The following is a 12,498-nucleotide window of genomic DNA, read 5'->3' as shown; positions in this document are numbered from 1 at the left end:
TATGAGAAGTGAATCGCTGCCGCATTCGGCCGCACGAGAACGCGAGGGGCGCTATATCTACCTTGCGTGTCCCTGGACGCCCAAAGGCGGCGGCATGTTCAAGGTCGCGGACTACCTGATTCAGGCCCAGGCGTTTTCCGCCCCTGCCGATGCGGCGGAACTCCGTCCGCTTGACACCCGCGGCGGCGCCAACGCGCTGTATTCACTTTGGGTGCTGGCAACTGCCATGGCCAGAATAGTGCGCGGAAAACTCAACGGCCGGCTGGCGGGTGTCCATGTGAACATGGCCGAGCGGTTGAGCCTCTTTCGCAAGAGCGTGATCATCATTGTCTGCCGCGCCCTCGGTATTCCGGTGGTGCTTCATTTGCACGCTGCGCAGCTGCATCATTTCTACCGGTCGTTGCCCCGTCCGCTGCAGATGCTGACGCGCTGGGTATTTTCGCTGCCGGCCAGTTGTGTGGTGCTGGGATCATCCGCACGGCGTTTTGTGGTCGAAGAACTCGGCGTGCCGGCCAATCGCGTGGAGATCGTTATCAACGGTGTTCCCGAACCTACCCATGCACGGCGCATAGCCTCGGAACAAATCGTGCAGCGCGTGCTCTTTTTGGGAAACCTGTCGGAGCGCAAGGGGGTATCGGATCTTTTGCAGGCGCTGGCGCTCCCGGGATTTGATGCCTCACGAACCGAAGTGATTCTGGCCGGCGGCGGCGATATCGAAGCCTACCGGATAAAGGCAAAGCAACTGGGCATCGAAGCACTGCTTGATTTTGCCGGCTGGTCCGACCAGCAGCAGGTCGCACGCCTGATGGCTCGCGCCGATGTCCTGGTATTGCCTTCTTACGACGAGGGCCTGCCACTGGTCATCCTGGAGGCCATGGCCAACGGCGTTGCGGTGGTCTGCAGCCCGGTAGGCGAAATACCTTCCGTGTTGACCGATGGGGTCAATGCGTGCTTTGTGCAGGCTGGCGACGCAGCCGGTATTGCCAGGGGCCTGCAGCGGGTGCTGAACGAGCCTGCGCTGAGGACTTCACTGGAGCGCAACGGCCGGGCACTTTACGAACAGAACTTTTCCCTTGCCCGTTTCTTTGCCAGCGTTGCGCGCATCCACCAGCGCAATTTCGGCGTAGCAGCCCAACCGCTGCGCACCACCGCCAAATCTGTCCCGGACACCCACCTATGATCACGCAGGCCAATGACATTCAGGCCGGCAGCCGCCTTCAGGCGGACGTCTGCGTAGTGGGTGGCGGCCCTGCGGGCATTGCATTGGCGCTCACCTTGTCGGAGCAAGGGCATTCCGTGCTTCTGCTGGAGTCGGGGCAGCTGCAGGCGCACGCTCCCACCCAGTCGCTCTGCGAGGGAGAAGTCGCGGATGAGCGGCTGCACAGCCCACCCGGCAAATATCGCCAGCGGCGCCTGGGGGGATCCACCGCGATCTGGGGCGGACGCTGCATGCCCTTCGATCCCATTGACTTCGAGACCCGCAGCTACATTCCGCACAGCGGTTGGCCACTGTCTTACGAAGACCTGCTGCCCTACTACCCGCGTGCCAATGCCCTCGCGGAAGCCGGGCGGTTCATTTATGACGCGGGTGAAGCCCTGGAGCCGGAAATCGGTCCGATGATTGCAGGGTTCGACAGTTCGCGCGTGCTGACCAATGGGCTGGAGCGGTTTTCCTGTCCCACGCATTTCGGCAATCGCTATGCACGGCGGCTTGAGCTGGCGCCCAATATCCAGGTGCTGCTGGGAGCCAACTGCACCGCAGTGCGGCTGCACGCCGACGGAAGGGCCGTCCGGGAACTCGAGGTACGCACCCTGGCAGGAACACACTTTTGGGTGACTCCGAATACCACGGTACTGGCCATGGGCGGGCTCGAAACGGCGCGTTTGTTACTGGCGTCGCGGGATGTCGTTCCGCAAGGCGTCGGCAACCAGCATGATGTGGTGGGACGCTACTACATGTGCCACATCGCCGGGAATGTCGGCACCCTGACCGTTCATGGGCCCGTCAGCAATGTGCGGCACGGCTATGAAATTTCCCCGGAAGGCATCTATTGCAGGCGCAGGCTGTCTGTGGCCGCCCACGAGCAAAGGCGCCTGGGCCTTGCCAACGCAGTCGCCCGCCTGCATTTCCCGCGCATCACCGATCCCGTGCATCGCAACGGGGTGTTGTCGGGGCTGTTCCTGGCCCGCAAGCTGATCAGCTACGAATACGGAAAGCGGCTCAACGATGGCCATGCCCCCACGGCAGGGACTTACGCCCGCCATCTCCTCAATGTGGTGGCCGACCCTCTGGACACCACGGCTTTCCTGGCCCATTGGTTGGCCAGGCGCTCCTTCGCTGAACGCAAATTCCCGTCAGTGATTCTGCGCAACCGCACCAACCGCTTCAGCCTTGAAGTTCATGGTGAGCAAATACCCCAGGCCCACAGCCGCGTCACACTTGCCGGCGCTGTCGATGCGCTGGGCATGCCTCGCCTGAAGGTGGATTGGCGCTACAGCCAGGCTGATATCGACTCCGTCCGCAAAACCCTGGACGTGATGGCTGAAGAATTCGCGCGCAGCGGAAAGGCCCACTTCGACTACAACCGCCAGACCCTTGAGGACGACCTCGTGCGCTTCGGTGCCTACGGGGGACACCACATCGGCACCGCACGAATGGGCAATGACGTGCGCACCAGCGTGGTCAATGCCGACTGCCAGGTTCACTCGGTGCACAACCTGTTTGTAGCCGGAAGCGCCGTTTTCCCTACGTCAAGCCAGGCCAATCCGACTTTGACCCTGATTGCCATGTCGCTCCGGCTGGGCGACACGCTGTCGCATCGCTTGCGTGCAGAGCGGGCACCGATCCAGTTGAAGGAGGCCGCATGAAGGTACTGGTATTGGGAGGGTCAGGCCACATCGGCAGGCGCCTGCTGGAAATGCTGCACAGCACTTCGTGGGCGATCCCCACGGGCGCGTCCAGACAGAAGAATCTTTCGAACGGCACGGAAAAGTTGCGGGCCGAATGGCTGGAACTAGATACCCGAGACGCCGGGCAACTTGCGGTGGCACTAAAAAACTTCGATGCGGTTGTTAACTGCGTGGCGGGCGATGCAGCGTCGATTTCTGAAGGCATGCACGTCCTGGTCGACGCCGCGCTCAAGGCAAACTGTCCGCGCATTGTTCATTTGAGCACCATGTCGGTTTATGGCCCTGCAGAAGGCCTTATCCGTGAGGGTGCGCCACGTGATCCCAGCCTGGGTTGGTACGGCCGTGCCAAGTGCGAAGCGGAAACCAGTCTGGAGGAATTTGCCCGTCGCGGCGGTACAGCCGTGATGCTGCGGCCAGGCTGTGTTTTTGGTCCTGGCAGTGAACTCTGGGTCGGACGCATCGGCCGATGGCTTCAGTCCGGGCGTCTTGGCGACCTTGGCATCGCAGGCGATGGTTGGTCCAATCTTGTCCACGTGGACGACGTTTGCCAGGCTCTGCTGGTTGCACTGCAGCTGCCGGTGGCTCCAGGCGAGTTGCCGGCTTTCAATCTGGCTGCGCCGGACAGTCCTCGCTGGAACGACTACTTTGTCGACCTGGCTATCGAAATCAGGGCAACGCCGGTGAAACGCATCGGCGGGCGCCAGCTGAGCGTGGACTCCTGGGTAGGTGGCCCGCCACTCAAGGCAGCTGAGCGGGCTTTGAAATTGCTTGGCATCACCGGCTGGCGGCTACCCGATGCGTTGCCACCGGGATTGCTCCGTTTGTGGTCACAGCACATTCAACTCGACTCGCAGGCAGCAACGGAACAATTGGGATTGGCGTGGACACCTTATCGCACCGGCGTGCATGACTCGGCCCGGTGGTTCTGTACCGGGGCATCAACCAGCAGCCAAACCATGGAAAAAATAGCATGCCTTCCCTGAAAGCCGATATTCACCGGAAATTTGGACGATCCGACAGGCATCTGGCATTGAAAGGCGCCCTTCTGGATCCGGCATTTCGTGTGGTGGTCACCTTGCGTCTTTGCCAGACAGCCCAGCAACTTCCGCCTGCATGGCGCTGGCTCGCGATGATTCCCGCAAAACTGCTGTACCGCCTGACGAGCCAGCTGGCAGGAATCGAAATACCCTGGCGAACCGCCATTGCGCCCGGGCTTGCACTCACCCATGGCCGCGGCATCGTCGTCAATGCGAACGCACGTATCGGCAGCAACGTCACGCTGTTTCATGGCGTAACGATCGGGCAGCGGGATTACATTGACAGTGAGGGCCGGCGGAACACCGTTTACCCGGTCATTGAAGACGATGTGTGGATCGGTCCGCACGCGATTGTGGTGGGCGGTGTGACCGTGGGGAAAGGCAGCAGGATTGCCGGCGGAGCGTATGTCTTTGAGAACGTTCCCCCCTACAGCGTAGTGATGGGCAACCCCGGTCAGATTGTTAAAGCCAACTGCACACCGGATGTAGACAACCGTTACGCACCGGTAGCCGTAGACGAAGAAAGCCAGCACTTGCGGCCGCAACGTCAATCGCTCGCAGTGAATGCCGCATCAGCGTCGGTTCAGCGAGGCCAGGCGCAAGGCCCGCGTTAAGAATAGCGGATTGCCTATCACGTAGCGCTGAAACAACCGGCGCGGCTCCAGCGCCAGGCGAAACAACCACTCCAGACCGGCCCTTTGCATCCACATCGGTGCGCGCGGTGTTTTTCCACCCAGAAAGTCAATGATGGCTCCGCCGCAAACGATCAGGCAGGGGAAATCCAGCAAAGCGCGCAGCCTGGCCGCCACTTCCTCCTGCCGGGGCATACCCATGCCGAGCACGATCAGCGCCGGTTGATGCTGAACTGCCAGCAGCGCGTATGCCTCTACATCCAGGAAACCATCGGCGGCAATGAGCTGGCTGTGGGGAGCCAGTTCTTGCTGCACACGCAGCCGGCCCTTGGCCAGATAGGGATCACGTGTCCCGAACAACGCAATGCGGCGGCCGTCAAACGCCCGGATCAATTGCGGAATGAAGTCCGTCCCATTGAGATTGAGACCGGGCTGCATCCGTAGCAATTTAAACAGCGTTGCCATGCCGGAGCCGTCCCTGAGCACCAGGTCGGCCGACCGCATTGCCTCAAAAAAAGGAACCGATGCCACCATGGAATTCATCGCATGAGCATTGGCAAAAGCCAGTACCAGCGGCCTGGCAGGATGGCTAAGGGATGCCAGCAGCACCTGGCTGTCGACAGGGCTTTGCACCCGCTCAATCTTTTCCACCAGCAGCGACCAGCGCTGGCGCCAGTCAGCGGGGCCGTCAAAGGAAGAACTCAGCACGGCCTCACCCATTCAGCCTGCGGCATGACAAAATCGTGGTCATGTTGAACACCGTAACCCCCGGCAATACCCTGCGTACCCTTCGCATCCTGGCGGGCATTACCGTCGTCCTGACGGCCACAGCGCTTTACATTCTTGGCGCACAGCCCGTTGCCGTTGGGCTGTTCCCTTCGCCTTGGGACAAACTGGCGCATCTGCTTGTCTTTGGCATGGTGGGCGTGGCTGCCGGTATTGCAAGCGGCACGCGCGGCTGGCGCATGGCGCTTTGCTGCGTAGCCAGCGCCGTCATGGTAGGTGCCATGGATGAGTTGCATCAGGCTTTCCTGCCGGGCCGGACAGCCAGCTGGCCTGACCTGGCAGCAGACGCCGCAGGCGGGCTTCTGGGAGCCGCCGCACATGAGGCCGCCTACAGGCTGGGGGCTGGCCGATTCTTCAAGCATCGTTAAGCACGGAGCCCACCAAAGCCACCCCGAACTCCCGCAGGCTGTGGGTGAAGCGGGTCATTTGCGGCATGGAACTCATGTTCTGCCTCGCCACAACCAGAGCAGCTCCTGCGCGTACGGCCACCGTATGCGCATCGGCGCATTCGCTGGCCGGCGGTGTATCGATGATGATGACGTCAAAGTCTTCGCCCAATGATTGCAACAGTTTGGAAAACTCCTGCCGCCCGAGCAGCTCCTGTGGATTAGGCGGAATGACCCCCGCAGGCAGCACCGACAGATCCTGCAGGGCCGGTATGCTGATGACCGCTTCCGGCCCGGCGCGGCCAGCGAGCATGTCAGACAGGCCCGCAGTCGCCCCAAGGTTAAAAAGCTGGTGCTGCCGTGGCGTCCGCATGTCCGCGTCGACCAGCAAAGTACGTTCCCCCAGCTGTGAAAACACGATAGCCAGGTTAGCCGCGATATAGCTGCGTCCTTCTTTCGCTCCGGCGCTGACAATCGCCAATCCCCGGCGCTCGGCCCCGGTGTCAAACCAGCGCAGCATCAACTGGCTGCGCAGCGCACGCAACTGTTCAACCGGCTGGCTACCCGGCTGGTAAGCCGCCACAAGCTCCCGGCTGAGCTTGGTTTCATTGGCAAGGTAGGGGTAATCAAACTGGACCGAGAGGGCAAAACGCACATCGTCGTCATTCAACAGGCCCAAGGCTTTGCCGGAATCGCCAAAGCGCAAGCCACGGTCCCGCTGAAAATGGAGAATACGTTCGGCATCCGGCGGCGACAGCCGACCTGCGTCCACCAGGATTGTCCCCATGGAGCGGCCGGCACCCGTGGCCGGTTTGCTGGGAACTGTCAGGGGAACCGATCGTATCGTCGGAGCGTTGTTTCTATTCATGCTGTCCCTCCATTGCCCAGCATCAGGCGGCGCGAACCGGGAAGCCTGCCGCTTCCTCCATCCGAAGAAATGCTTGCCAGCACAGGCAGGCCCAATATCTGCACCAGGTCTTCGGCAGAGCGTACCCGGCGGTTGGCCAGTTCCAGCAGCAATCCGCATGCAATGCCGAACAAAGTCCCGCCAAAAGCAGCGACCAGCAGATTCACCAACAGTTTCGGGCTCGAAGGATTGACGGGAGGCGTTGCCATGTTCAGCCGCACAACATTGGTCTGATTGCTCAGGCTCTGGAGGCGTGTCTGCGATGCACTTTGGCTGACGGCCTCAAAAGCACGTTGCGCTGACTCCACATCACGGCGATACACATTAAGCTCATCCCGCTGCTTGTTCAGCTCGAGGACACGCGCTTTCTGCGCGCCCACTGCAGCCTGGAGTTCACGCTCCCGGTCTTTGCCCACGCGGTAGGTTGTTTCGATAGACGCCGTGATGCGCGCTGTCTCGGTTGCCAGCCGGCTTTTCACCGCAGCGAGTTCGGCTTCGGCGCGTTGCCGTTCCGGATGGTTGGCACCCAGGCGCACGCTGATTTCCTGCACCTTGGCCTCCAGCCGCGAAAGGTCGGCCTTCAGGCCATTGATCAGGGAGCTCTGCATGACTTCAGCGACCGTATCGCCGCGAGAGCTGCGTTTGCTCTGGCTGTCGGTAGTCTCGCCCTGCACAGTCGTCAGCTGGGAGGAAATTTCCCCAAGCTTCGCGGTCTCGTAGTCCACACGCTCGTCGCTGCTGACAATACCGGCCTTCTGCTGGTACTCCGACAGGCGCGCCTGGGCCTCTTCGAGCTTCGCGCGAGATGCCTTGGTCTGGTCATCAAACCATTCGGCATAGATCTTGGCAGGTTCCGTCTTTAGCGACAGATTGGTATCGAGATAGGCCTGTGCAAAGGTGTTGGCCGTCGTGGCGGCGACATCTGGATCGCTGCCCTTGTAGGTGATGTTGATCACGTTGCTTTCGCGCGCGGGCCGTACATCCAGCCCCTTCTGCAGGGACTCGGCCAGCCAGCTCTCAAGCGACCCGCGTCCGTCGGTGGCTTCAAGCCAACGGGCTTTGGTGCGCGGATCTTCATCCAGCTTGAGCATTTTCACCACGCGCTGGGCCACACGGTCACCACCGATGATGTCCACCTGGGTCGCCATATAGCTGGGTGCGACCAGGCCGGGCAAGGCCGCGCCGCCGGCAACCGGATCAGGTGAGCGCACGTCAACCAGTACGGCGGCCTGGGCGGTGTACTTGCGGGGAAGCGCGAGGCTGACGGCCAGCGCGGCCAATATGGCCACCAGCATGACGAGCACAACAACCCGATAACGGGCCCGCAGGATCAGCAGGAATTGATGGAGTGTCATGATTTAAAAGAGGCTTTCACGAACATAGATCACATCCTCGGCGCGAACGGGGTCGGTGAGCCGGGGGGTTGTTTCCACGACCTTCCCCGCCGCGTCGCGGCGATGCAGGCGCAGCCGGTTTTCGCTGCCGCGCACCGTGGGTCCGCCGCCCTGGGCAAGCGCTTGCATCACGGTCATGCCCCGCTCAATGCGATACGGTCCGGGGCGCTGTGCCTCGCCGTAGATATAAAACATCGGCGCCTTGTTGACATACAGCGTGTCTCCGCCCGCCAGCACAATATCTTCATCTGATTTCTCGTTCAGAAAGAGTGCCGGGATATCAATCACTTTCCGAAACGGCTTGCCTTCACGCTGGCCGGTCAGGATCAGTACATCGTCACCCGTAGGGGTCACACCGCCGGCAGCAGCCAGCATGTCGCTGACACGGGTGTTGAATGTTTCCAGGGGGAAACGGCCTGGGCGGCTTACCTGCCCCAGCACGGCGACCTGATTGCCCCGTACCTGCCGCAGGACGATGTTGACCTGCGGTACCTTGACGAAACCGCCGGTGCGCAAGGCATCTGCAATTTTCTTCTCGGCCTCTCCAATCGTCAGGCCACCCAGCTGAACGCTGCCAATCAGGGGATAGCTGATCACGCCGCTTTCAGATACCCGTGCGTCGACCGAGAGATCCGGACTCTGGTACACCTGCACGCCAATGGAATCGCCGGCGCCCAGGCGATAGTCCTGGTTGGTCGGCACAGCCGCAGCACCGGCAGCAGCCGGTGCAACAGGCGCAACCGGAGCCGTCACTGCAGCAGACTGACTTGGTGCGGCCGGCTGGGCGAACGCGGGAACCGTCATCGCCAGAAGCAAGGCCAATAAGACCGGAGGAAAGTTACGAATCATGAATTTCATCTTGTTGTCGCCTTTTCGGAAAGCAAAATGTCTGTAAAGGACGCCGCAGGCTGGGGCCACGCCGGCGCCTGAAAGCGGGGTTGGTTGAAGGATTCCATCAAAAGCTCGCTTGTGCTGAAAGACCAAAGGCATTGCTGGTGTAGTCAAAACCCGGCTCAGTGGATTTGCGCCTGTCGCGCTGCACTGAAGCTATCAACTTGAGGGCACGCAGCGCCTGCCACTCAAGTGCCAGGGAAACCAGATTGCTGGTGTCGTGGCGATCCGTTGCGGCAAAGCCCGGCAAAGGCCCCCGGAAGTCGCGTGCGCCGTGGTCGTAGCGCAGGCGAACTGCCGTCTTCTCGCTGGGCTTCCAGGTCGGCGCGATAAAGAAGCGATAGCCTTCGTAATAGCTGGCTGTAGAAGTCTGATAGCTGCCCAGTTCCCGCACCAGGCCTCCGGCAAGACTTGTCTTTGCCGTGATGTTCCAGGTCGCATCAAGCTGGCCGGTAAAACCCGAAAAATCCCGCGCAGCCAATCCGTCGTGCTCGCGGTCGAGGTGGGACAAGCGTGCCCGCAGGGTGGTTTTTCCGGTCGGCGCCCAGTCCAGCCGAACCTCGTGCTCAGTATCCGTAAAGCTCCCCGCAAACGTTGGCGACGGCACCCGGCCCGGATAGTCGCCGTTGCCCCGCTTATAGCGATAAGCCATGGAAGTGTTCGAGGGGAAGACATAGCGTACGCCGCCCTCGGCTCCCCGAATTCGTGAGTCGCCTTCAAAGGTGAAGGGCTGGCTGCTGGTGCTGGTGCGTTCGAAAAGTCCGCCAACCAGCCGCCACGCACCATCGAGCTCGTATTCCGCATCAAACACGGTCGAGCGGTTGGTCCGGCGATTGAGTTGACCTGAATTCTGGACGTCGGCCGTGTTGTCGACAAATTCCCGCCGATCGGAGGTCAGGTTGCCATGCAAGGCCGGCGTAAAACTCCAGCGCCAGGCGGCCGCATAGTTCACCGCGGTGAAATCAAGATTGGAAAAGCGGCTGTAATGATGGTCTTCGACCCCAGCGTCGAGCTCAAATCTCTGAAGCCCGAAAGGCTTGTTTATCTTAAAACCTGCTGTCGTCACCGAAACTGTGTCCGCGCGGTCCGTGGTTCCTATCAATGCCTGGGCATTCGCTGTATCGGACAACCGGAAGACATTGCTGTCGTGCGTGACGGACTGCCCAGCCTTGAACTGAAGGGTGTCAAGCTCATCGGCATGCACCGCCAAGGGAAACAGGCTCAGCAACAAGAGCGGAATGGGAAGGAGGTCGCGGTGAGGCATCAGCTGTCCTTTTTTTGCTTTTAGTAAGCCGCACTGTCCTTGAAGACCAGGCGGATCGTTTTCAGAATGATGAAAAAATCGAGCTGCAGCGACCAGTTGCGCAGGTAATCCAGGTCGCAATCGATACGCGACTGCATCTTGTCGAGCGTGTCGGTTTCGCCGCGCTGCCCATTCACCTGAGCCCAGCCGGTAATGCCGGGCCTGACCTTGTGGCGAACCATGTAGCCCTTGATGAGAGAGCGATACATTTCGTTGTGTGCCACGGCGTGCGGGCGCGGCCCGACGATGCTCATGCGCCCTTGCAATACGTTGATGAATTGCGGTAATTCGTCGAGTGAGGTTTTGCGCAGGAAAGCGCCCAGGCGGGTGATCCGCATGTCATTCTTGCGAGCCTGTTGAATCGTGCCACCGTCTTCGGTAACAGCCATGGACCGGAACTTGTAGACCAGAATCTGCTCACCGTCCAGGCCATAGCGCCGCTGCTTGAAAATAACCGGCCCGGGAGAGTCAAGCTTGACCATGATCCCGATCACCAGCATGACCGGAAAAATCAGGAACAGGATCAGCAGTGACAGCGCGACGTCGCTGGCCCGCTTCAGTACGCCGCTGACACCCCGGAACGGCGTATCACAGACAGATATCACCGTGACCCCGCAGACCGAATCGCTGCGGCCCTGTATCAGGTCGGTAATGAACATGTCGGGGACAAAATAAATCGACGCTGTGGTGTCCTTCAGGCCATCAAGCACCTGCAGGATGCGCGGCCGCGATGCCATGGGCAAGGACAGATAAATAAACTGGATACGGTGCTGCTTGACGTAAGCCGGAAGGTCGTCAATTTTTCCCACCAGTTGGTAGTCATCCTGTGACTCCCTGCGGTCCTCCCCGCGGTCGTCGAAAAAACCCTTCAAATCAATGCCCGAATACGCCGAGCCTGTGATGTGCCGGGCCAGAGAAACGCCTTGCTCGTTCATACCGACGATGACAGCACCCCGAACCGCCCCCTGCAATTTCAGCAACTGCGGAGCGGCAGCACGCAGAGCCACATGCGCACCCGCCTGGGCAACCGGCGCGACCCATAGCCAGTTAACCAATACCGTCATGGAAAATTTATAGAAATATTCGGTGGCAAAACCCGTCAGCAACAACAAGCCGGCAATCCATATCCAGTGAAATGCAATCTTCGAGAACACCTTCCACACGGGCAAACGCAATTGGGAGGTACCGGGAAACGTCAGCGAAAACACGATGACCGACAAAATTAGATAGGCAGGACGCACCGACCCTTCAAAGAACAAAGCCAGTCCCCAGAGCGAGAACACCAGAACCAGAGGGTCCAGCGCGGCCTCCACTGCGGTGAAAAGATGACTTCGACCCAACCCCATGGAGCGGGGTTCGCGCCGGTTAAGCCATGCCGAGGCTGAATTGAGCGGGTTGACATCATCCATGCAAGCTCACCCGCGTAATCCTGGAGACAGCCTGGGCCCGGTTAAATACGTTGAGCTTCTGGAATATGCGCTGCATGTGATTCTTCACCGTATAGCCACTGATGTTGAGGATGGTTCCAATCTCGGCATTGGTTTTTCCCATGGCGACCCAGGCCATGATTTGCGTTTCACGTTCGCTCAGGCCGGACGCGTCGTCGGCTCCGTTGCGCACCGTAACGACAGCTTGCGGGTGCTGCTGTGGCAACAGCGCCATCTGCCGCAGCGCGTTATCAATGGCAGGCATCAGCATCCTCATGGCCTTCAGCCCAGACTCCCTGGGAATCTCATCTGCACGGAAAAACGCATACAGACAGTCCTGGTGCGCCCTTTCGTCATGCATCGCGTGAACGAGCACCGAGCGCATCCCCGCCAGGGTACGGGTGAAGGAGCCCGGCAAGCTCGCATTGCCGAGCAAATATTCGAACTGGCTGAAATTGAGGAGGCAGGGCTGCCCACCGGCCGCCACCCAGTGGTCATGAAGCCGGCCAAGCAAAAAGGGCACGCCGTCTGTACCGTCTGCATAAGAACGTACGCCAGGCAATTCAGAAAGAATGTCGTGCTGGATAGCACCTTCCTGAAAGTCGCCCCAGCCCACCATCAGGATGTCATGTGGAAGGGAATACTGGACGTCACCGCGCAACCATTCGAGCAGGTCGGCATGCCGGGTGATGGCCGTAGCCTGCGTTATCAGCGCCGTATAGTGCGCAGGATCTTCGCTAAAAAGCGGAGCGTGAGATTTCATGCCTTGATATCACTTCCTGTGTTTTGTTCTGCCCCCTGCCTGCGTGTGCAGGCGTGGCAGAA

General features: G+C 60.3%; 12 protein-coding genes. 5 read left to right on the top strand and 7 right to left on the bottom strand.

The features are described 5' to 3' along the window. The first annotated feature begins 1 nt into the window (after nucleotide 1). From AC1DU8_RS06330 to AC1DU8_RS06315, 4 genes are read left to right on the top strand one after another with little or no spacing between them, the layout of a single operon-like run. A complete protein-coding gene (locus AC1DU8_RS06330; protein WP_457280153.1) occupies nucleotides 2–1,180 on the top strand; it encodes a glycosyltransferase family 4 protein in 1,179 nt (392 codons plus the stop codon). After that, a complete protein-coding gene (locus AC1DU8_RS06325) occupies nucleotides 1,177–2,868 on the top strand; it encodes an FAD-dependent oxidoreductase (RefSeq protein WP_477689286.1) in 1,692 nt (563 codons plus the stop codon). Before AC1DU8_RS06330 ends, AC1DU8_RS06325 begins: the two co-directional genes overlap by 4 nt. Next, nucleotides 2,865–3,893: an NAD-dependent epimerase/dehydratase family protein gene (locus tag AC1DU8_RS06320; protein ID WP_477689285.1), complete on the top strand. Its 1,029-nt coding sequence runs from the start codon at nucleotides 2,865–2,867 to the stop codon at nucleotides 3,891–3,893. The genes AC1DU8_RS06325 and AC1DU8_RS06320 overlap by 4 nt, the downstream gene beginning before the upstream one ends. Continuing rightward, complete coding sequence (locus AC1DU8_RS06315; RefSeq protein ID WP_457280150.1) at nucleotides 3,881–4,561, top strand: serine acetyltransferase; 681 nt, start codon at nucleotides 3,881–3,883, stop codon at nucleotides 4,559–4,561. Before AC1DU8_RS06320 ends, AC1DU8_RS06315 begins: the two co-directional genes overlap by 13 nt. On the opposite strand, the gene AC1DU8_RS06310 is transcribed toward AC1DU8_RS06315, so the two are convergent. Continuing rightward, nucleotides 4,520–5,287 carry a WecB/TagA/CpsF family glycosyltransferase gene (locus AC1DU8_RS06310; protein ID WP_457280149.1) on the bottom strand — a complete coding sequence of 256 codons (768 nt, stop codon included), beginning with the start codon at nucleotides 5,285–5,287 and terminating at the stop codon, nucleotides 4,520–4,522. The two genes, AC1DU8_RS06315 and AC1DU8_RS06310, sit on opposite strands and share 42 nt — an antisense overlap. 41 nt (nucleotides 5,288–5,328) lie before the next feature. Here AC1DU8_RS06310 and AC1DU8_RS06305 point away from each other — a divergent pair, with 41 nt between their 5' ends. After that, the gene (locus AC1DU8_RS06305; protein WP_477689284.1) at nucleotides 5,329–5,733 is read left to right on the top strand and encodes a VanZ family protein; all 405 of its coding nucleotides are present in this window, start codon (nucleotides 5,329–5,331) and stop codon (nucleotides 5,731–5,733) included. On the opposite strand, the gene epsG is transcribed toward AC1DU8_RS06305, so the two are convergent. The 6 genes from epsG to epsA form a co-directional block, all read right to left on the bottom strand. Next, a complete protein-coding gene (epsG, locus tag AC1DU8_RS06300; protein WP_457280147.1) occupies nucleotides 5,720–6,619 on the bottom strand; it encodes a chain length determinant protein tyrosine kinase EpsG in 900 nt (299 codons plus the stop codon). The genes AC1DU8_RS06305 and epsG overlap by 14 nt on opposite strands. Further along, nucleotides 6,616–8,013 carry a chain length determinant protein EpsF gene (epsF, locus tag AC1DU8_RS06295; RefSeq protein WP_477689283.1) on the bottom strand — a complete coding sequence of 466 codons (1,398 nt, stop codon included), beginning with the start codon at nucleotides 8,011–8,013 and terminating at the stop codon, nucleotides 6,616–6,618. The genes epsG and epsF overlap by 4 nt, the downstream gene beginning before the upstream one ends. Before the next feature lie 3 nt (nucleotides 8,014–8,016). Then, nucleotides 8,017–8,901: a polysaccharide export protein EpsE gene (epsE, locus tag AC1DU8_RS06290; protein WP_457280962.1), complete on the bottom strand. Its 885-nt coding sequence runs from the start codon at nucleotides 8,899–8,901 to the stop codon at nucleotides 8,017–8,019. Nucleotides 8,902–9,007: 106 nt separating this feature from the next. Next, nucleotides 9,008–10,207, bottom strand: a complete 1,200-nt coding sequence (gene epsL, locus AC1DU8_RS06285; protein ID WP_477726555.1) for an XrtB/PEP-CTERM-associated polysaccharide biosynthesis outer membrane protein EpsL — start codon at nucleotides 10,205–10,207, stop codon at nucleotides 9,008–9,010. Nucleotides 10,208–10,227: 20 nt separating this feature from the next. Continuing rightward, the gene (locus AC1DU8_RS06280; RefSeq protein WP_457280144.1) at nucleotides 10,228–11,655 is read right to left on the bottom strand and encodes an undecaprenyl-phosphate glucose phosphotransferase; all 1,428 of its coding nucleotides are present in this window, start codon (nucleotides 11,653–11,655) and stop codon (nucleotides 10,228–10,230) included. Beyond that, nucleotides 11,648–12,436 carry an XrtB/PEP-CTERM-associated transcriptional regulator EpsA gene (gene epsA, locus AC1DU8_RS06275; RefSeq protein WP_477665661.1) on the bottom strand — a complete coding sequence of 263 codons (789 nt, stop codon included), beginning with the start codon at nucleotides 12,434–12,436 and terminating at the stop codon, nucleotides 11,648–11,650. Before epsA ends, AC1DU8_RS06280 begins: the two co-directional genes overlap by 8 nt. Nucleotides 12,437–12,498 lie beyond the last annotated feature (62 nt).

This window comes from Polaromonas sp. P3_A5 (genome assembly GCF_056403055.1).
This window is presented reverse-complemented; position numbering and strand designations above follow the sequence as displayed.

Bases quoted from the DNA above. Each gene is read 5' to 3' on its own strand.
- AC1DU8_RS06315 (WP_457280150.1), top strand. From the start codon at position 3,881: ATGCCTTCCCTGAAAGCCGATATTCACCGGAAATTTGGACGATCCGAC.
- epsG (WP_457280147.1), bottom strand. From the start codon at position 6,619: ATGAATAGAAACAACGCTCCGACGATACGATCGGTTCCCCTGACAGTT.
- AC1DU8_RS06280 (WP_457280144.1), bottom strand. From the start codon at position 11,655: ATGGATGATGTCAACCCGCTCAATTCAGCCTCGGCATGGCTTAACCGG.
- epsL (WP_477726555.1), bottom strand. From the start codon at position 10,207: ATGCCTCACCGCGACCTCCTTCCCATTCCGCTCTTGTTGCTGAGCCTG.
- epsF (WP_477689283.1), bottom strand. From the start codon at position 8,013: ATGACACTCCATCAATTCCTGCTGATCCTGCGGGCCCGTTATCGGGTT.
- epsE (WP_457280962.1), bottom strand. From the start codon at position 8,901: ATGATTCGTAACTTTCCTCCGGTCTTATTGGCCTTGCTTCTGGCGATG.
- AC1DU8_RS06325 (WP_477689286.1), top strand. From the start codon at position 1,177: ATGATCACGCAGGCCAATGACATTCAGGCCGGCAGCCGCCTTCAGGCG.
- AC1DU8_RS06320 (WP_477689285.1), top strand. From the start codon at position 2,865: ATGAAGGTACTGGTATTGGGAGGGTCAGGCCACATCGGCAGGCGCCTG.
- epsA (WP_477665661.1), bottom strand. From the start codon at position 12,436: ATGAAATCTCACGCTCCGCTTTTTAGCGAAGATCCTGCGCACTATACG.
- AC1DU8_RS06330 (WP_457280153.1), top strand. From the start codon at position 2: ATGAGAAGTGAATCGCTGCCGCATTCGGCCGCACGAGAACGCGAGGGG.
- AC1DU8_RS06305 (WP_477689284.1), top strand. From the start codon at position 5,329: ATGTTGAACACCGTAACCCCCGGCAATACCCTGCGTACCCTTCGCATC.